This window comes from Calditrichota bacterium (genome assembly GCA_013112635.1).
In the GTDB taxonomy this organism is placed as follows: Bacteria; Calditrichota; Calditrichia; order Calditrichales; family J004; genus JABFGF01.
Genome location: JABFGF010000012.1, coordinates 64,226 through 83,927, shown reverse-complemented (window position 1 = coordinate 83,927; position 19,702 = coordinate 64,226). Strand labels below are relative to the sequence as shown.

General features: G+C 35.8%; 20 protein-coding genes. 4 read left to right on the top strand and 16 right to left on the bottom strand.

The window, feature by feature from the left end; all coding sequences use genetic code 11:
* The first annotated feature begins 327 nt into the window (after positions 1-327).
* On the top strand, positions 328-1,401 hold the full coding sequence (locus HND50_20380; protein ID NOG47607.1) for a MerR family DNA-binding transcriptional regulator: 1,074 nt from the start codon (positions 328-330) through the stop codon (positions 1,399-1,401).
* Here the strand turns inward: HND50_20380 and HND50_20375 are convergent.
* The 9 genes from HND50_20375 to HND50_20335 all read right to left on the bottom strand — a co-directional run bounded on the left by HND50_20375 (position 1,393) and on the right by HND50_20335 (position 10,483).
* Positions 1,393-2,304, bottom strand: a complete 912-nt coding sequence (locus HND50_20375; GenBank protein ID NOG47606.1) for a hypothetical protein — start codon at positions 2,302-2,304, stop codon at positions 1,393-1,395. The two genes, HND50_20380 and HND50_20375, sit on opposite strands and share 9 nt — an antisense overlap.
* A 191-nt stretch (positions 2,305-2,495) precedes the next feature.
* The gene (glpD, locus tag HND50_20370; GenBank protein ID NOG47605.1) at positions 2,496-4,223 is read right to left on the bottom strand and encodes a glycerol-3-phosphate dehydrogenase; all 1,728 of its coding nucleotides are present in this window, start codon (positions 4,221-4,223) and stop codon (positions 2,496-2,498) included.
* A gap of 174 nt (positions 4,224-4,397) precedes the next feature.
* On the bottom strand, positions 4,398-4,781 hold the full coding sequence (locus HND50_20365; GenBank protein ID NOG47604.1) for a DUF2914 domain-containing protein: 384 nt from the start codon (positions 4,779-4,781) through the stop codon (positions 4,398-4,400).
* A 31-nt stretch (positions 4,782-4,812) separates the two neighbouring features.
* Positions 4,813-5,223: a PIN domain-containing protein gene (locus tag HND50_20360; GenBank protein ID NOG47603.1), complete on the bottom strand. Its 411-nt coding sequence runs from the start codon at positions 5,221-5,223 to the stop codon at positions 4,813-4,815.
* Positions 5,214-5,489 (bottom strand): hypothetical protein, encoded by a 276-nt coding sequence (locus tag HND50_20355; GenBank protein ID NOG47602.1) that lies wholly within the window; start codon positions 5,487-5,489, stop codon positions 5,214-5,216. Before HND50_20355 ends, HND50_20360 begins: the two co-directional genes overlap by 10 nt.
* Before the next feature lie 82 nt (positions 5,490-5,571).
* Positions 5,572-7,359, bottom strand: a complete 1,788-nt coding sequence (locus HND50_20350) for an aminopeptidase P family protein (protein ID NOG47601.1) — start codon at positions 7,357-7,359, stop codon at positions 5,572-5,574.
* A 31-nt stretch (positions 7,360-7,390) separates the two neighbouring features.
* On the bottom strand, positions 7,391-7,957 hold the full coding sequence (locus tag HND50_20345) for a DUF3575 domain-containing protein (protein ID NOG47600.1): 567 nt from the start codon (positions 7,955-7,957) through the stop codon (positions 7,391-7,393).
* A gap of 58 nt (positions 7,958-8,015) precedes the next feature.
* A complete protein-coding gene (locus HND50_20340; protein ID NOG47599.1) occupies positions 8,016-8,528 on the bottom strand; it encodes a hypothetical protein in 513 nt (170 codons plus the stop codon).
* Positions 8,529-8,650: 122 nt separating this feature from the next.
* Positions 8,651-10,483 carry a hypothetical protein gene (locus HND50_20335; GenBank protein NOG47598.1) on the bottom strand — a complete coding sequence of 611 codons (1,833 nt, stop codon included), beginning with the start codon at positions 10,481-10,483 and terminating at the stop codon, positions 8,651-8,653.
* 283 nt (positions 10,484-10,766) lie between these two features.
* Here HND50_20335 and HND50_20330 point away from each other — a divergent pair, with 283 nt between their 5' ends.
* Positions 10,767-11,054, top strand: coding sequence for a ferredoxin family protein (locus HND50_20330; GenBank protein NOG47597.1), 288 nt, complete (start codon positions 10,767-10,769; stop codon positions 11,052-11,054).
* An 80-nt stretch (positions 11,055-11,134) separates the two neighbouring features.
* On the opposite strand, the gene rfaD is transcribed toward HND50_20330, so the two are convergent.
* Complete coding sequence (gene rfaD / locus HND50_20325; GenBank protein ID NOG47596.1) at positions 11,135-12,097, bottom strand: ADP-glyceromanno-heptose 6-epimerase; 963 nt, start codon at positions 12,095-12,097, stop codon at positions 11,135-11,137.
* A gap of 278 nt (positions 12,098-12,375) precedes the next feature.
* Entirely contained in the window at positions 12,376-13,095 is a 720-nt protein-coding gene (locus HND50_20320; protein NOG47595.1) for a hypothetical protein, read from the bottom strand.
* A gap of 401 nt (positions 13,096-13,496) precedes the next feature.
* On the opposite strand from HND50_20320, the gene HND50_20315 reads away from it, so the two are divergent.
* Both HND50_20315 and HND50_20310 read left to right on the top strand, forming a co-directional pair.
* Complete coding sequence (locus HND50_20315) at positions 13,497-14,054, top strand: hypothetical protein (GenBank protein NOG47594.1); 558 nt, start codon at positions 13,497-13,499, stop codon at positions 14,052-14,054.
* Between the two features lie 42 nt (positions 14,055-14,096).
* Complete coding sequence (locus HND50_20310) at positions 14,097-15,008, top strand: MBL fold metallo-hydrolase (protein NOG47593.1); 912 nt, start codon at positions 14,097-14,099, stop codon at positions 15,006-15,008.
* 16 nt (positions 15,009-15,024) lie between these two features.
* Here the strand turns inward: HND50_20310 and HND50_20305 are convergent, their stop codons facing one another.
* The 5 genes from HND50_20305 to dnaX all read right to left on the bottom strand — a co-directional run bounded on the left by HND50_20305 (position 15,025) and on the right by dnaX (position 19,693).
* Positions 15,025-16,134, bottom strand: coding sequence for an ATP-binding protein (locus HND50_20305; GenBank protein ID NOG47592.1), 1,110 nt, complete (start codon positions 16,132-16,134; stop codon positions 15,025-15,027).
* Between the two features lie 151 nt (positions 16,135-16,285).
* The gene (locus tag HND50_20300; GenBank protein NOG47591.1) at positions 16,286-16,963 is read right to left on the bottom strand and encodes an alpha/beta hydrolase; all 678 of its coding nucleotides are present in this window, start codon (positions 16,961-16,963) and stop codon (positions 16,286-16,288) included.
* Between the two features lie 45 nt (positions 16,964-17,008).
* Positions 17,009-17,608, bottom strand: a complete 600-nt coding sequence (gene recR, locus HND50_20295) for a recombination protein RecR (GenBank protein NOG47590.1) — start codon at positions 17,606-17,608, stop codon at positions 17,009-17,011.
* A 160-nt stretch (positions 17,609-17,768) separates the two neighbouring features.
* A complete protein-coding gene (locus HND50_20290) occupies positions 17,769-18,104 on the bottom strand; it encodes a YbaB/EbfC family nucleoid-associated protein (GenBank protein ID NOG47589.1) in 336 nt (111 codons plus the stop codon).
* Between the two features lie 11 nt (positions 18,105-18,115).
* On the bottom strand, positions 18,116-19,693 hold the full coding sequence (gene dnaX / locus HND50_20285) for a DNA polymerase III subunit gamma/tau (GenBank protein NOG47588.1): 1,578 nt from the start codon (positions 19,691-19,693) through the stop codon (positions 18,116-18,118).
* Positions 19,694-19,702: the final 9 nt, after the last annotated feature.

The window sequence follows — 19,702 nt, the reverse complement described above, 5'->3', positions numbered from 1 at the left end:
TGATAGTTTTTTGGAAATAATTGAGATGAGGGATTTGAAAGAGGTCAAGTAGTTTGTTTAATAAGTTAGTGAAAGTTGGGTTTACTTTGATAATTGTAGCAAATTACGACCGCTATCATGGGATTAAACCTTGTGGCCAATTACTTGTTTTAAATACCGATGCTCTTTGCCAGTTCAATCCCAGATACACGTACTTTACTATGCCTGAATATAATGACTTCAGTATAAAAATTTTATTTTCACTTGCATTGATTATTTTTCTAATATAAACTTGTGACCAATGTTGTGTAATGTTGCGTAATGTTGAATACTTAGGTGAGAACTCATATGGAAAACTATATTACAATTAAAGAAGCTGCAAAAAAATTGGGTGTAAGCAAAGAAACGCTTAGACGATGGGACAAAACTGGAAAATTTAATTCTATAAGGCATCCAATTAATAATTATCGTGTATATAAAGATGAACAACTCAATTCATTTGTAAAAGATATTGCAATTCAATATGAAGCAGAGCCAATTAATGTCAAAGACAATATCAACCCATTTTTTGAAACATCATTTGGAAAACTTTACAATTTAGATGTTGTAAGTTTCTTTAAAACATTAAAAGATGAAACAATAGATTTAATAATTGCAGATCCACCTTATAATATTAAAAAAGCTGAATGGGATACATTCCAATCACAAAAAGAATATGTTGATTGGAGTATGATATGGATAAAGGAAGCACATAGAGTCCTAAAGAAAAATGGTACAATCTACATATTTGGTTTCTCGGAAATACTTGCTGATTTAAAATGGAGTGCAAATCACCTATTCAAAGGGAGTAAATGGCTAATTTGGTATTACAGAAATAAAGCAAATCTTGGAACCGATTGGGGCAGATCTCATGAAAGTATTTTGCACTTCAGGAAAAGTAAAAACTTTATATTTAACATAGATGAAGTTAGAATACCTTATAATCAACATACGCTAAAATACCCTAAAAGGAAGCAAGCTGAGACATCGCAATATAATAATGGAAACGGCAAAAAATACATCTGGGAACCAAATCCAAAGGGTGCAAAGCCCAAAGATGTATTTGAAATACCAACAATATCCAATAGCGCTTGGGAAAAAACAGAACATCCAACACAAAAGCCAATTGAGTTGATAAGAAAGTGTGTATTATCATCTTCAAATCCCGATAGTATAATTATTGATCCTTTTGGAGGATCTGGAACAACGTATGCAGTCGCAGAGGCATTTCAACGAAATTGGTTAGGTACAGAATTGGATAAAAAATATTGTGAAATTACAATGGATAGACTTAATGATAATGAACACATTAATAGAATTTCTTTAGTCAAAGATGAATATGAAAATATTGAACGTAGAAAAAAACTACGAAAATTAAGCTAACATTTTCCAAACATCATTAAATATGAATTTGGAGAATTTAAAAATATGGTTTGTTAAGGGTTCATTTTTTGCCGGTTTTGGAATATCTAAAAAATAATATCCTTCAAGTTCAGTTAAAAAATTTGTATATACCATGAATAGATTTGAAACGAAAGTATAAGATATTTTTTCTATTACCTTTTTCGTTTTTTCATCCTTATATGTTTTTCGCTGAACATCATTAAGAGAAATACCTGCAACCCGAACTTTACTCTTAGTAAACTTTTCAATTAAAAGTTTATCGATAAAAATTTTTCCCATGCGATCTTTAGTTGTTGTCTTCAAAGAAAAAATTATCTCTTCTGGATGTATAGTCTGGTTATTTGATTTGATTTCTTTTGATTTTGAAATGACAACATCAATCTCACATTGATAATTCTTTATGGTCTTACCCGACTTGTAAGGAATATTTAAAACCAATTTCTTATTTGTAATGCCTATCTCTGTAAGTATTAATCTTATTAGTTCTTCAAATCTATTTCCAACGTGTTTCCTAGAACTATTAGGTTCACCCAATAAGTCAAACCCAATACCAATAGATTGTTGAATTGTGTAAATTACACTATCAGTTAGAGAATAAGAATCACTCTGAAAATTTCTTTCCCCCTTTTTTAACTGATTTAATATTCCAATAAAATCATTAAATTTTTGTTCAAAGAGTGCAACATCATATATGAACAGATCGTTGTTTATAGGGCGTGTTTTTTTCTCAGTGCCTGATGATATTGAGGAAATCAATTTGTATCCAGAAAAATCGCATTTTGTGGATGTCATTTCTGATAAATGATTTAAAGCACGAGAAGTGATCAAATTGAATTCAGTTAGGCTATTTTTAGGTTTCTTCAGGTCGTCAATTAATGACATATTTATACTTTAATTTTAGTTTATGTTAAGATATGGATAAAAAATTAAAATTCATAATGAGAAAACAACTACTTCTTAAATCCCATCATTTCAAAAACCAAATATTAATCTCAATATAATCCACCAAATAAGTAAATATTCATCTGGTTTATCTTCTTCTATCTTCTCGTTTATTACTTCCTCCTTCGCTATCAGGAGACAGCTCCTACCCTAAAACTTTGGACCATTTCAACTTTCTTTTTGTAATTTTCAATTTGCCTTTTCTTTTCTTTGCCGGACCAATCCAAAATCTCCGCCATTCTATCGGCCACGGCTAAATGAACATCCTGTGCCTGGTTAGGATCGAGAGAAAACAAGTGCGTTCGGCGCATCAAAAAATCATCCAGCGCAAGGGTCATTTCATAGTGGCAGCAATAATCAATCTCGCCCCACAAATACGGCAGGTTATTAATAATTTTATCCGTGCCATTTTTCCGACTGCTAATTATTGTAAGAGCTTCAGACAGATTTTCGCCATAAGATTCAATTAAGTTTTTAGCAGTATCTTTTTCAAAACCATTGCGGATTAACTTCTCGGTCCATTCTGATTCAAATTGTTCATAATTTTTAATATCGCCGCCATTCAAAGGCAGTTTGTCTGTTGTGCATTTGGAATTCCGTGCCAAAATCCCCAGGTGATCACTTAAAGCATTGCCCAACCGATTAACCATTTCCTCTGCCATTGTGCGGTATGTTGTCAGTTTCCCGCCGAGAATATTGAAAAAATTTTGAGGGCCTTCAAATATTTGATATTCCCTGGTAACTTCTCCGGCAGATTTACCTTCTTCAAGAGTTAATGGCCGCAAACCGCTGTAAACTGAAAGAACTTTATCTTTTGTAAGATTGGCTTTTGGGAAATAATGATTATATGATTCGAGTAAATAATCCACATCATCTACAGAAATATCCACCCAGTCCGGATCGCCTTCAAAATAGGTATCAGTCGTTCCAAGTATAACAAATTCACGCCAGGGTATTACAAAAACAGGTCGCTCATCCTGGATGGTTGAAAGAATCATCGTACGTTTTATATCCAAATCTTTACGGCGGACAACAAAATGAATACCCTTTGTGGGGCGTAACCGTTGCTTATTATCATTAAAAAGCTCCCCTCTCACAAAGTCATTCCATGGGCCAGTGGCATTACAAACAAGGTGGGCATTTACCTCAAACTTCTTGCCGGAAAGTTGATCTTGAACTTTTAGCCCTTTTACCTGACCATCTTCCTGTATCACATCTACAGCTTTGATATAATTTGCGGTGATTGCGCTGTTCAGAGCTGCCGACTGAATATTGGCCATCACCAGGCGCGTATCATCTGCCCGGCTGTCATAATACATAAAAAGTTTTTCCAATCCTTTTTTAAGAAGAAGGCGCTCAGGCTTATCATTTTTCCCAATCGGGATTAATCGGTGCAATCCAATTCTTTTTGAAAATGAAAGACCATCATATAGCAACATGCCAATCTTTACCATCCATGCCGGAACCGAACTTCCTTTGTAAACAGGGAAAAGAACTTCTATGGGATGAACAAGATGAGGTGCAATATCCATCAGGGTTTTACGTTCCAACAGTGCTTCGTGCACCAGGCCAAACTCCATATGTTGCAGATAGCGAATCCCGCCATGAATAAGTTTTGAAGATTTGCTGCTTGTCCCGGCTGCAAAATCATCTTTCTCAATCAGTGCAGTTCTATACCCACGCAATGCCGCATCTCTGGCGATTCCGGCACCTGTAATCCCGCCACCAATTATCAAAATATCAAATTGTTCAGATTGTAATTTCTTAATAAATCCTTTTCTGGTTTTCGCAGAAAACTCCATGCTTATTCCAGGTAACTCTGTTTTAAGTTTTGAAGTATTTTTATTTTTTTTGTCCAAAATTAAGCTCCAAAAAATGACATTTAAAATTTACCTGCATGGTTAAATATAACAAGTTAAAGTGGCAAGTACCCTAAAAAAAATGCCATCATTGTTAAATGATGGCATTATAATAAATAATTATTTTGTGCTTATTACTTTGGGCTTAGCTGAACTATAAATTTGTATATCCGGTTATTTTACAGTAAAAGCCTTACTTTTTAAAACTGTACCGCTTGCAGATAAAATATCCACACGCCATGCACCCGTCCAGGAATCGACAATTCGTTTAGAACTCCAGGTGCGCCAGGCATTTGCCTTTACACTTAATTTTTGGCGGGCCATTTCTTTATCGCCATGATACCAGACATGTGTTACCGAACTATCGGCAGCTGCCCCGGTAATTTTGGTATAACAATAAACACGTTCCACATCACTGGTAAAGGATGTGTCAACGCCAACAGGCACGCGGTCTTCAACAGCTGTACAAATTGAGACTTCGGTTACTTCGGCCGTAGATTTTTCCTGCGCCAGTAAAAAAAATGGTGCTAATAAAAACACAAATAATAATTTCTTCATAGAATACCTCCTAAGGTTTTATGATAAAAATTTAATAGGGTGACTCCGATCTGACTCCTGGGATAGATTCAAAATTTTTAATATTTCTTGTTAAAACGACATGATTTCCAGAAATAGCTGTAGCTGCAATTTGCAAATCATGTACATTTGTGCCTGTTCTTTTTCCGGAACTAATTGCATGGGCAAATAACTCAGAATAAACTTTTGCGATATTAAAATCTATATCAAGTATTGGCATGTTAGCCACAACATTTTCCACAAAAACGGTACGTCTAATTCTTTGATCAGCGCTTTTGGCTAAATGAACACCACTAAATAGTTCAGAAACGGTAATAACGGAAATATAGGATTCCCCCAAATTGGAGAACTTCTCTAAATTTTTTAGATCAAAGCGGCTATTTTCTGCATCGAAAAAAATATTTGTATCTATAATTATTCCCATGGATTGCCCGGTAATTTTGATGACTGGCGTATTGTTTCCAGGTCTTTAGAAAATCGCTGGTCTTTGTCCTCAATAGACGGTAAATTTTCGAGCACTTTTATCAATTGATCTATCGATAACCCTTTCATAGGCGGTGGTGCGAGAACTGCGATAGACTGGTTCCCTTTTACAATCGCTAAACTCTTCCCTGTATTTCTTACATGGTTAATAGCAGCAGCGAGATTCCTAACTAGCTTTGGTGCAGAAATTGTATTATCATTTAGCATAGCTCATTTCCCTTTTTTGTGTAAAATACATAAAGTATGCAAATTACGCCTTTTACCTATTTAGCTTAGCTTTGTGATTTTGCTATATTTCTTCAGTCGCTTTTTGAAGCCAGCTCTTTACATCACCTTCCACAAATGGCGATAGCTTTTGCCATACTTCCGCATGATATTGGTTTAGCCAGTTTATCTGTTTTTCTGTCATCAATGATTTTTCTACAAGCCGTGTATCAATCGGACATAATGTGGCATTGTCAAAAGTGTAAAATTCAAAATCAGAATTAGATTTTTCATCATCACGGATAACATTGATCAGGTTTTCAATCCGCATTCCATACTCACCAGCCTTATAATAACCCGGTTCATTTGAACAAATCATGCCAATTTCCAGCGGCACAGTAAAACCGCGGGTCGGATTAATTGATTGCGGACCTTCATGAACACCAAGATAGGAGCCAACACCATGGCCTGTTCCATGATTAAAGTTCAAACCGGCTTCCCACAAAGCAAGACGTGTTATCGTATCAAGCGCCGGGCCTGTGGTACCTTTTGGAAATGCAGTCAGGTTTAGATTGATGTGTCCCATTAAAACGCGTGTAAAATTTTCTTTTTCAGATTCAGTCACATCACCCAACGTCACCGTACGGGTAATATCAGTTGTTCCATCCAGGTATTGACCACCGGAATCGATCAGATAGACTCCTGTTGGATTTAGTGGAATATCGCTCTCTTCTGTAACAGAATAATGAATAATTGCCCCGTGGATTTTGTAACTGGAAATTGTACCAAAACTTGGGCCCTGGAACATATCCTGTTCTTTGCGGAACCCTTCCAATTTTTTGGCAGCAGACATTTCAGTAACTCCACCGGTAGGAACTGCCCCCTCCAGCCAATGCAGAAAATTAACCATGGCCACACCATCACGAACATGGCAGGCACGATAGCCATCAAGCTCCGCATCATTTTTAATTGCCTTAAATTTTATAACCGGGCTCATCGAATTAACAAGCGCACATTTCTTTGCCAGGGTTGATACAATCCAATAATTTGTGGTTGCCCCGTCAATCCATACTTTTTCAGCACTTTCTGCCAATTGAAGAAGGTGATTGTCAAATTCAGGATAGTCCAATATTTCTACCTGACTTCCAATAAACTGATGCACCTCATCCGGAACACGGGATAGTTTTGTAAATAACTTTGCACTATCCTCTGTGATAATTGCATAAGCAATAAAAACGGGATTAAAATCTACATCCTTGCCACGCAGATTAAATGTCCAGGCGATGGCATCCAGCATTGTAATTACATGCGCTTTGCTGCCATTCTTTTTCATTTCATTTCTAATTCGGCCAAGCTTACTCTCAACAGATTCGCCAGCAAATTTAAGAGTATGGACCTTTATCGGTCTGTCCGGAAGCCCTGGCTGATTTTCCCAAACCCGATCAACAAAATTATTTTCAGTAAAATCAATATCCATCCCGGCTTGATCAATATCTTTTTTTAATGATTGCATTTGATCGAATGAAAAAGTTTTAGGATCTATGCCCACTTTATCGCCAGCGTTTAATTCAGTTCCAAGAAAAGCGGGTATTGTTGGTGTGTCTTTTTCACTCGCTTTAAACAGATCAATTCCTGATCCTGCCAACTGTTCTGTGGCTTGGGCATAATAGCGACCATCGGTCCATAATCCGCCTTTATCCAATGTAATTGCAACATCTCCTGCTGATCCGGTGAAGCCACTTATCCATGGACGGCGCTGCCACAAATCCGGGACATACTCGCTTTGATGTGCATCAATACTTGGGATTATATATGCCTTGATGTTTTCACGTTTCATCAAATCGCGCAGTGCTGAAATTCTGTCTTTTACCATTTTATATTCCTTAATCATTTATTAATAATTATTACCAGGCGTAGCCAATCTTTAACAAATCAATATCATATGTAAATCCCGAATTTGAAACATCTTCCCCATTTGGGCTATCTACACTTCCCCAACCTTTTCCTGCACTTAAAGCCGCAGACCAAAACAGTCCATTAGTTTTAGAAATCATCCTATACCCAAATCCAAACAATACAGAATTCACACTGCCGCCAGCAGATTCTCCTCTATATTCTCCTTTGCCATCAACAGAAAAATTATAATGAATAAACCCTGCCTGGACAAAAAATCCTTGTTGCTCAGAACTGAAAAATTTTCGATACTGGGCACCGATTGAAAATATTGTTAAATCATGATCATCATTTTCAGTATCAAATGGGTTATGTAATAATTGAAAAGGAATATTTATTTCTCCTGTTCTATCTGCTTTCCAAATATTGTATTCCAGCGAATACCAACTAAATAAAGCCCCAACTGGATTTATTGCTATCCCGTAATCTTTTCCATTACCTTCTACATCATACTGGGCTAAAAGATTTGAAATTAAAATAAGTTTAAAAAACAGAACTAGAACAAATAGTTTTCTCATGATACGCTCCTAAGATGTTTAAAAAGAAAAATAGTTTTTATTGAAAAATAAATATTTATCAAAAATTTAACGAAATCCTAAGATTAATTGATTCTTCTTTGGGATAAAATATATAAGAAAATCCGTTTAGTTTATCTTTTTCCAATTGATCATTAATATCTTTTGCAGATACGAAAGCATCGATCACACTCCACGTACGAAACGAAAACCATAAGCCAAGTAAAAAACCGACACTCAGTTCTTTTGAATTAATCAATTCATTTTTATTAGTTTTATTTGCTGTCGAGATGGTCGCACTTAATAATAAAATTTCTCCTCCAATAAAGAGCCCACTTTTTAAATATTGACCATTATATACTTGACCACCACCAGGAATAAAACTGCTTAAAAAAGATGCAAAGACTGGATTTTTCTTGCCATAATGTTTTGCCCAAACATCTTTTTTTTGCAAAGAATCTGTAAAAAGATCCACTGAAAATATTTTCTTGTTGAGACCAGCATAGTCAGATTCATCTGCCAGCAAAAATTGACCAAAACTAAAAATGAAGATAATTACTAGAAGTATTTTCATCTTGTCCTTATCAAAAATTTGAATATTCTGTAGTCCTATTTGGTGCCCAACTTAAAAGTCATCTTTTACTAAACCAAGGGATACTTCATTCTACAGCATGACAAACAGGTCGCTTCAAATCCTTACTCCCATAAAACCCAGTTGACACCAAAACGAACTTTCCACAGATCGTTTTTATAGCCTTCGATAAACTGGACTTCTGTGTTTAAAAAATTATCCATTTCTAAAAATATTTCAGCATCACTAACCGTTCCTACAATTTTAAAAGCCATAGTTGAGTAGGATGGATTTTCACCAGCACCACCGTAAAAGCGATTTAATATGGGATTATAGTACACCGCATCATGTTGTGAATACCAGTTTAGATTTGCAGTTGCGTCAATCATAACGGTATTGAACCAGTAATCATGATAGGATAACTGTCCCCAAAACATTTGTTTTGCTGAAAAGGTTTGATCTGCTGCGAGAATATGTCCACCTGCAGACAGATATAGTCTCCAGAAATTTATTCCACCCTTTGCTGTTAAATAACCCCACGAGCGGTCTTTTTTGTTTTGAAAGGTCGTGCCTGTAAACAAAACTTCATTTCCAATTACTGATGCACCCATCGCAGATTTAAAAGACAAGAAAGATACCGGTTTCCAACCTTGTATAAAAGAGATATCAGCAAATGTTTCTGTTTTAAGATTATCGTTGCCCTCAAATGATTCATACGAAAATCTCCTCTCGACCGGCGTGGGGTAACGATTTGAATATACAGCTGATAACCTGCTAAAAAAACTTGAATAAAAAACAGTTGAAGAAAAAGATAAGTTAAGATTCGGATCAAAATCATTAAGTTGTTCAAGTTCAACGGCTGCTTCAAGCCAGCTTTTTTCACTAATAATAAACTTATCAGAAAGGTTTAATGAAAAGCGTGTTTCACTAAAACCATTATCAAAAGCATTTCCCCAAATACGATGATTTTCAACAGCGAACCTGGTTGAGAATTTGTTGCCGGCTGTGCTAAAATCTTTAGCAAGATAAACAGTGTAGTCATCAGAATGCTGTTTTACTTCAAACGAATCTGCTTTTGAGCGGTTGCCATGACGGGAACTATTTGCCAGAACACCAATGGTGGCTTTATCTCCAGACAAAGAATCTGCATCAAAAATGAATCGCATTCCAAAAGTGTTTCCAAAACCAGCATAACTAAAATTGGATGCAAAACCTCTTTTATGGACTCCTGAGCGCTCTCGGTTTAAACGCCAGGTAAATTCAGATCTGGTTGATTTATCAATCTGATAAATTGCATAAGTGTCATAAGCCACACCGGTGTGTGAATTATTTAAAGCCGATGAGCCACCATATCCTTTATTAAACCCGGCCAATCCAATACGCAAATTATCCGTGTAGTTGCGGGCAAAAAGAATATCAAGGTCTGTGTAATTAAAATCACCTTCATAAAATTTCAATCGTGTAAAAGCGTCCTCTTCCTGCACCCGTCTTAATTTTGCATTAAATGATTGGGGTTGTGGAAATGCCTGGTTCGTCCGGTGTCGAATAGATTCCACCTGATCCAGTGAAATGTAACGCGTATTAAACATTCCGTTTGTATATTCATTTCTGGAAAACCCATCTACAATATTCGCAGCCTGGTGTGGAAACATGTTAATTGGTGCAACAAATCGCGGTTGTCCCGGCTCCATAAAATCAAATACCTGGATTGATTCATTTGTACGCATTACATTGGAAAAACCACCAAAGTTGGTATTTATCAAATCTTTATGCTTAAAATATGAATCATCTGTTTTTGAACTATCTTCCTTGGAAACAGAGCTACTATCAGCGGAAACAAGAATGCTATCTGTTTTGGTTGAATCCTGCCCAATTGAATTATTTTGCGCAAAAACATAATAATTAAAAAAAAGTGAAATAATTAAGGTAGAAAAAAGAGTTTTGTAAAATTGATTCATATAAGTTTCATATTTAAGAATTGGGTAGCGGTTTAAACTATTTGTTTAATTTTCAACGTGAACAATTTAAACTAAAAAGATTTTATCAATCAATCTATACCGATCTTTATTATTTATTATAATGTATCGCGCATTAGCTAAAAAACGAAATGATAGCAGCAACATTTTCTGTTTCTTTAACTTGAAATAAATCATTAATTACTTAAATTTTGTTTTTGTTCCGCTAAAAACTTTATAAATCTGATCGAAGATAGAAATTATTATAAAAAAGGAGTTACCAGAAATGACTTATATTGTAACAGAACCCTGCGTTGGCGTTTGTGATACTGCCTGTGTAGAAGTGTGCCCCGTAGATTGTTTTTATCCTGCAGAAGGACACGAATTTGAAACAGAAGATGGCAAAGCTGCCATGCGCACAGCAAATGAAATGTTGTACATCCATCCTGATGAGTGTATTGATTGCGGTGCCTGTGAGCCAGAATGCCCGGTTGAAGCAATTTTCCCTGAAGATGAAGTTTCTGATGACCAGGAAGAGTTTATTAAAAAGAATTATGACCGTTTTGGAGTGTAGTTTTTTTAAAACAGTATTTTTATAATTAACCCGGAGTTGTCAATCAGCTTCGGTTTTTTTTTTCTATACTCTGATTTTAATTAATAACATGAATAGTCGCGCATCAAATAGTTTTGTACATAATCCGTGATGCCGTCTTCTAAATTTGTGGCAGATTTATTAAATCCTGCATCTTTCAATTTAGACATATTTGCTTCCGTGAAATATTGGTATCGGTCACGAATAGCTATCGGCATGTCAATATACTCAATATTTTCTTCTTTATCCATTGCTTTAAAGGTTGCTGAAACCAAATCTTTAAATGAACGCGCTTTTCCACTGCCTACATTAAACAAGCCATTTGTGTTTGAGGATTTTAACAAAAACCAGATTACATCGAGCACATCTTTTACATAAACAAAATCACGTAGTTGCTGCCCATCCTCATAATCATTGCGGTGGGATTTAAACAATTTTACTTTGCCCGTTTCATTTATCTGGTTAAAAGATTTATAGACCACCGACGCCATATCACCCTTTTGATATTCATTTGGGCCAAAAACATTAAAAAATTTCAGGCCGGCCATTTTAGAAAGCCACCCTTCACGTCGTGCTTTTAGATCAAATAAATGCTTGGAATATCCATACATATTTAACGGCTTTAAGTCCTGGAGTTTGGACTCATTATCGTCATAACCCTTTTCGCCGGCGCCATAAGTTGCTGCAGAGCTTGCATAAATAAAACGTACATTATTCTTGATTGCATATTTGGCCAGCCGTAAAGTATAGCGATAATTATTTTCCATCAGGTAGGAAGTATCACGTTCGGTTGTCGCACTGCAGGCACCAATATGGATAATCGCCTCAATGTTTTTAGCATCTTTCAAAAAATCCATTAATTGGCTGCGGTCTATGTAGTCGTTAAAAGACAAATGGCGCAGGTTCATCCACTTATCATTTTCACGAAGTACATCAACTGCGATTATATCATCGATGCCTTTCCGGTTCAACTTCGAAACTGTACAACTGCCAATAAATCCTGCTGCGCCTGTTACAATAATCATAAAAAATACCTATAATTTCAAAATACCTAAAAATTTTAAATCATTTGAGAGAAAGTTTATGGCAATGCTTGTAAAAATTACTAATAATTCTGATGACTCTTTGATTCCTGATAATTCTTTGTTCTGTAGAATTTCCAAGATGTGAAGAAAACTTGATACTGCTGTGTGCAAATTTTAATGTTCTATTTTCCATTTCTTTTACAAACTCTTTTTTATCCGAATTCACCAACACCCCACGTTTTTTTTACATTTCGGCATTTTCGCATTTTATGTATTCTTCAATACCACGAAATTTCGGTTTTAGAAACAATCTCCTCAAAAGGTGAGAAACTAATATTATTTTTATCCAAAAACTGGTGAATAAAAGTTGGATGTCCCTGTTTAATTATTTTATACGGATCGTCAATGGATTGCAAAATATCATTGTCCCAGGCCTGGGCTTTATTTCCCCACAAAATGTAATAAGGGCTGCTTTCTCTTTTATTCAACAAAGTTAACAAATTTTTATGAAAACTTTTCCAGAAATTAAAATGCTTTTTTTTATACTTACTTCCCGAAAAGGTCATCGCTGTATTTATAAGCAAAACTCCCTGGCCTAACCAATGTTCAAACAATTGGGGTGGTGTTTTAAATCCATTCTTAGATGCGATCTCCCTGCACTCGGAAATTGGAGTTTTATAAGTAGCATAACCCTGATGAACAAGTATTGATTTTAAAATGTTTTTTAAAGAGTTGCCATTAGTTTTGTCATCCCAGCTATTAATTTCTTTATCCCAAAAAGCCACTCCACAAGCTGAGCTTATCCGTGGATAAGGATCTTCTCCAAAAAGTACACATTTGACATCCTGAGGCTGCATGTAGTCAAAAACATGAAAAATTTTCTTCTTTTTCGGGATTACAAATTCGTACTCTTTTAAAAATTCATCCAATTGAAAGTAAAATTGTTGAAGAGGAAAAGAACTATTTAAAAAAATTTCCCACTCATTTGGTAGGCGCATTTATGTTACCTGCTTATAGTAAAAATCGAAAATAAATAATCGTAATTTATAAAAACATTTTGTTTCAATGTGTTAAATTATGTGAGGAAATAGGTTATTTCCAAATTTATACTAACAAAATTTATTAGTGCGATTGGTCAAAGATTTTATTTTGGGCTAACTCTATTTTAAATGAACTAATCAGAAAACATACTTTAAAAAAAAAGAATTGACTTTAAAGTCGATTTTATTAACATTTTCAAAAAAAAGTCGATGTAAAGCTTTGATTCTTATTGGGTTTACATAAAATAGAAATTCAAGTTAAAACGTATTCCAGAAAAGACTGCAAGTTATAATGACCATTTTATGTTCTACTTTAGCAAAATTGCTTTGCAAAAGACCCAAATTTTAAAAGGTTAAAAATGATTAAAGTAAATATTAACGGTGTTTTTTTAACACAATCACAGTCTAGCGGCATTTTGCTAAAAGAAGCAGAAGGAGACCGTACACTACCAATAATAATTGGTGAATATGAGGCGCAATCCATTGCTTTAGGTTTAGAAAATATAAAACCACCACGCCCAATTACACATGATTTAACCTGCAAATTACTTGACACTTGTGGGATTAACCTGGAAAGCGTGCTAATTACTGAGCTGAAAGACAATACTTTTTTTGCAATTATAAATGTCCGTGCAGATAAACAAACACTGTTGGAAGTAGATTCACGCCCAAGTGATGCAATTGCTTTGGCGGTTAGAAATAATACCCCGATCTATGTTAATGAAACCGTAATGGATCAGGCAGCTTATATTACTGAAGAAAAAGAAGATGTATCCAACCGCAGTTATATTTTCAAATCAAAGACTACAGACATTGACCGCTTAAAGGAAGATTTAAAAAAAGCAGTTGATAATGAAGAATATGAAAAGGCCGCGGCTTTACGTGACAAAATTAAAAACATCGAATCCAAATCTTAAGACTAAATTCATGCAGTGGCAGGAAAACCAGAGGAACCCTAAATGAGTGATTACAGGTTTAAGGCTAAAATTTACGGAGTACGCGGAAGTTACCCTATTGCACCCGCAGAAGGAACAAAAATTGGCGGAAATACAGCTTGTGTTCTAGTTCGTACAAAAAGCAACATCGTTATTTTTGATGCCGGTAGCGGTGTCATCAATTTGGGCAAAGAATTAATCCCTGAAATATTAGAACATCAAAAAAATTCTAAAACACCATTTCATATAACATTTATGTTTAATCATACCCATCATGATCACTTAATGGGATTGCCTTATTTTGCACCCTTGTATATGCCGGGTGTTTTTCTACACTTTTTTGGGCCTTCAACATTGGGAATGGATTTTGAGCAAATTCTCAGGAATTATGTTGCACCTCAATTTTTCCCTGTTGGCATGGAAGAATTTAGATCAACAAAAGAATTTCATAATCTGACAGAAAATACAATCGTATATTTCACACCTGAAAGACCGGCACCAAAAGTTGGCCATGCTATGGAACCGTTACCTAATGACAGAGAACTGACGATCCGTACCATGAAGTATTATTTTCATCCAAAAGATGGTAGCTACCCATTTAAGGCTGAATGGAAAGACAAATCATTTGTTTATGCAACCGATGTGGAACAATATATTGGCGGAGACCAGCGGCTTATTAATTTTGCCAAAAACGCTGATGTATTTGTACATGACGCGCAATACACTGAAGAAGAATACAAAATGTTTGCCGGTTATGGCCATAGTACATTTGTTTCGGCAACAGATACTGCTAAACAAGCTAAAGCTAAAAAGCTTTTGCTTTTTCATCATGCACCAAACCATAGCGATGAAGATTTATATAAAATTGAGAAGAATGCACAAACTCTTTTTCCAAATTCTGAACTTGCCACAGAAGGATGGGAGTGGGAACTATAACAATCCTTATAAGCTTTTAGATTAATGTTTTAAGAAAAATTGTAGCAGGACATACCCTAATCTGCTCTTTTGACAAGTAGTCTTTTTTTCCAATTGCCGAAATCTGCCATGACTCTGTATTCAGAAACCTGGCTTTTAAATATTTTAATCCTTTTGAGATACCAGCATCATTCCATTTACATTCTATAAATTTTATTGGTAATCCATCTTCTAAAACCACAAAATCAACTTCCCGTCCATCAATATCCCGAAAATAGCGGAGTTCTGTTTCCCTTCCCTGAGTATCTTGTAGAAAATGGACCCATTTTAAAAGATGAATCGCAACCATATTTTCAAAGCGAATACTTTGATCCAATACCAAGTTCCAATCATAGTGATAGTGTTTTTGTTCTTTTTTTACTGCACGTATTTGTGGTGTTCCAAATGGAGAAAGGCGAATAATTGCATACAATTGTTCAAGAATATTTAACCAATGTGCTATTGATTTATGGCTTACCTGTAAGTCATTTCTTATACTGTTCAAAGAAAGTGGAGATCCACACAATTCAGGTAATCGTAACATCATTAACTCTAATTTATTTATCTCCCGAACTTGTTCAAGGGAAATCAAATCTTCCTGAATTAAACGTTGCCGGTATTCACGGGACCAACGCTTGGTTTCTGTTTCGCTTGCCTGGAAAAATGGCTCCGGAAAACCGCCATAATTTAGAAGGGCATTAAAATCATCCAGACCCTGGCCATTAATTTCTGCAAAAGAAAGCGGATGTAACCTCAAATAATGATAGCGACCTTGAAGCGAATCTCCTCCATGACGGTAAAAATCCAGGCGCGCACTACCTGTTACAAGTATTTTCTGCTCCGGTCCCCTTCCATCAAACAATCCCTTTAAAATATTCCTCCAGGAACGATACTTATGTATCTCGTCAAATATCAAAACCGGACATACAGGAAATTCATTTCTGAGTATTGATTCTTTATGTTCGGGAACATCCCAATTCAAATAACCTTCTCGGTCAGCAACTTCAAGCGCCAAAGTTGTTTTACCAACTTGTCTTGCCCCACCGATAAAAACCATCTTTTTTTTAAGATCGTTCTTCACTTGATTTTGCAAATATCTTTTTAACATGACAGCCTTTTTTGGGAGAGAATATACGAGTATTTTACACCGTAGTCAAAAATACTCGCGAGTATTTTTGACTCAAAGATAATTCACTCGCGATTTTGTTCTAATTCTTTTTCCAAATTCTGAGCTTGCCACATAAGGATGGGAGTGGGAACTATAAAATACTAATGACCCACTTTCTTACATTAAACGCCGCTTCTGAATAAACATTTTCAGCATTTGTTCTTTTTCTTTTTAAGATTTTGAAACTGTGATCAGCTGTGTCAATTAAATGCAACGTTGTAATATCCCGCAATTCATTACAAACACCTTTTAAAAGATTTATTTCTGCCAGCTTATCTCTTGTACCTGATAAAAACAGCATTGGTATATTAATGCTTTTTAAATGATCGGCTCTTTCAATACTATTTTTTCCTGGTGGATGCAACGGAAACGAGTAAAGACCAATTCCTTTAATATTTTTCAATCCACCATTACTCACTAAAGTAGTTGTCATTCGTCCACCAAATGAATGACCTCCGGCGAACATGGGTAATTCTGGTGTTGCTTTCTGTGCTGCCTCATTTGCTGATTCAATCGTTTTTAAAATAATCGGACGTGGGTCAATCCCCCTTTTGGAGTTTTCAGCGTAAGGAAAATTAAAACGGAATGTGGCAATGTTTTCTTCGGCCAATGAAAACGCAATATTTTTCATATGAGAATGATTCATCGGTGCGCCTGCACCATGAGCCAGGAGAAAAAGACAAATGGGATTATCGGGTAAAACTAATATCGAAGAAACCTCACCAGAGCTTTGTGATGCATGAAATTTTCCGGCAGTTTCAGATATCATTTTACAAATCCGGTATAATTTGAATGTATTAAGAATATTGGAATGTTATAATTTCTGGCGACCGGCAATTGCCCGACCTATGGTAGTCTGATCTACAAATTCCAGGTGAGAACCCATTGGGACGCCATGAGCAATCCGGGTTATTTCAACATCTACATCTTTTAACAGCTGAGAAATATAAATCATAGTCGCTTCACCCTCAGTACTCAGGTTTAGAGCCAATAGAACTTCGCTAATATTCTCATTTTTAACACGTTCAACAAGCTGTGCAATTTTTAAATCCCCAACCGAAACCCCAGCCAGCGGAGATACGACACCGCCTAAAACATGATAAATCCCCTTATATTCCCGAGAACCTTCAATGGCCATAATATCTACAATATCTTCAACAACGCATATTTTTGAAGGATCACGCCGGGCATCTGAACAAATTAGACAAAGTTCATTTTCTGAAAGATTAAAACAACGCTTACAAATCCGTGTGTTTTCTTTAACGTTTACAATAGCATTAACCAGCTTATCTGCAAATCCATCATTACTTTTTAAAATGTGCATTGCAAGACGCTGAGCCGACTTTCTACCAATACCGGGCAGATGCGCTAGTTGAGTAATCAGTTCATCAAGTGAAGGGATATTTAAAGACATATGAGAGGCCGATTTTGAAATCAAACAAAAAACAAATATCAAATAACGACTAAATTTTAAACTCAAAATTTAATTTTAACAACGAGTAAATGGGTGGCTTGATGATTGTTTATTGTTGTTTTTTTGATATTTGTATTTTGTCGTTTATAATTTTTCTTTATCACATTCCAGGGATATTTAAATTACCAGGCAGGTTCATTCCACCAAGCATTCCACCGGTTATTTTCTGCATTTCTTCCTGGGCTTTTTGTTGCGCAGTTTGTATTGTTTGGTTTACGGCTGCAGCAATTAAATCTTCCAACATTTCTTTATCTTCAGGATCAACAACTTCCTTTTCAATTTTGATTGAAAGAATTTCAAGTTTACAATTTGCTTCAACAGTAACCATACCGCCACCAGAAGAACCCTGAACCGTAATATTTGCCAGCTCATCCTGGGCTTTGGCCATATCAGCCTGCATTTTCTGAGCTTGTTTTAAAAGATTATTCATATTCATATTTCTGCTCCTTACTCCGGCTCTAAACCAAATTCATCCACAAATTGTTTAAATAATGGATCCTTTGCTTTGAGCATTTCTAATTTTTCCAGTTTCTCTTTTTTTTGTTTTGATAAGTTTTCCGGCGCTTTTCCCGGTTCTGTCTTTTCAACAGCAAAACCGATATCAAGTTTCATTTGTTGCTGAAACTCTTCTTCAAGGGTTTCAACTATCAATGTATTGTTCTTATTAACTATATCTTGTTGAAATTCATTACACTCTAATTTTATTCCAAGATGAGATCCTTCAAACTTTTTTAATTCAAACTTTTCTAAAATAGAAGCAACAATCGGTTTAATTAAATGGACTTTTTGAACAATGGCGGGCCATTTTTCTTTTATTGTGGAAAGCTGTAATTGCGGTTCGGCCGGTACAGAAGTTTCAACAACTGGTGTCTCTGTTTTATTCAGGGCTTTTTTTTTTAGCATATCCACTTTTTCAAGGATTTGCTCAATGCTTTTTGAAGCCGACATTTTTGCCATTTTTACAAGGGCCAGTTCAAATTTTAAATATGGCTGTTGAGCCCACTTCATATCGGCAAGTGTTTGAGAAATAATGTTCAGATAAGCCACCAAATCGTTTTCATTATAGCTGTTAATTTGCTGCTTATATTTCTCAGAAAAAGTATCAGCCACATCAAGCAGTTCCACAGATTCCATTGAGACAGCCACAAGCATATTGCGGAAATGTTCTTCCAGGCCTAACATTAGTTCAGTTAAATCAATCCCGGATGTAAAGAGTTTTCGTGAAACAAGTAATATTTCTTTCAGGTTTTGATCTTTAATTTTGTCACTTATATCAAAAAAGATTTCCTGGTTTATTACCCCAATCGATTCTTCAACTTCTTTGATTGTAATTTTTTGCCCGCTGAATGAAATAATCTGATCCAAAATACTTTGCGAATCACGCATGGAACCATCTGCTTTTTTAGCAATTTGTAAAAGCGCATCATCATCAATTTCAATCTTTTCAGATGTACAAATCGTTTTAAGATGGTTAATTATCGTGTTCAGAGGAATCCGCTTAAAATCGAAGCGCTGGCATCGGGATAATATCGTGGCTGGAACGCGATGGATTTCTGTGGTCGCAAAAATAAAAACCGCATGCGATGGAGGCTCTTCCAATGTTTTAAGCAGCGCATTAAATGCTTCATTTGTAAGCATATGCACTTCATCGATTATATAAACGCGGTAGCGGCCTTCTGATGGGGCATAGTTAATATTCTCACGCAGGTTACGTATTTCTTCGATTCGCCTGTTTGAGGCCCCATCAATCTCCATCACATCCATGGATTTACCCTGAATTATAGCCTGGCAAATTGGGGAATTTATGTCCGGAGTTGGTGTTGGGCCATCTTCGTGATTTAATGCCATGGCAAGAATACGGGCAGCGGTTGTTTTTCCTACACCGCGCGGACCTGCAAAAATATAGGCCTGGCCAATGCGCCCGTTCGCAATTGAATTAGAAAGCGTACGGGTTATATGCTCCTGGCCGGCAATATCGGCAAACTGTTGAGGTCTGTATCTTCTGGCAATTACAACGTAAGACATAGGTTTTCA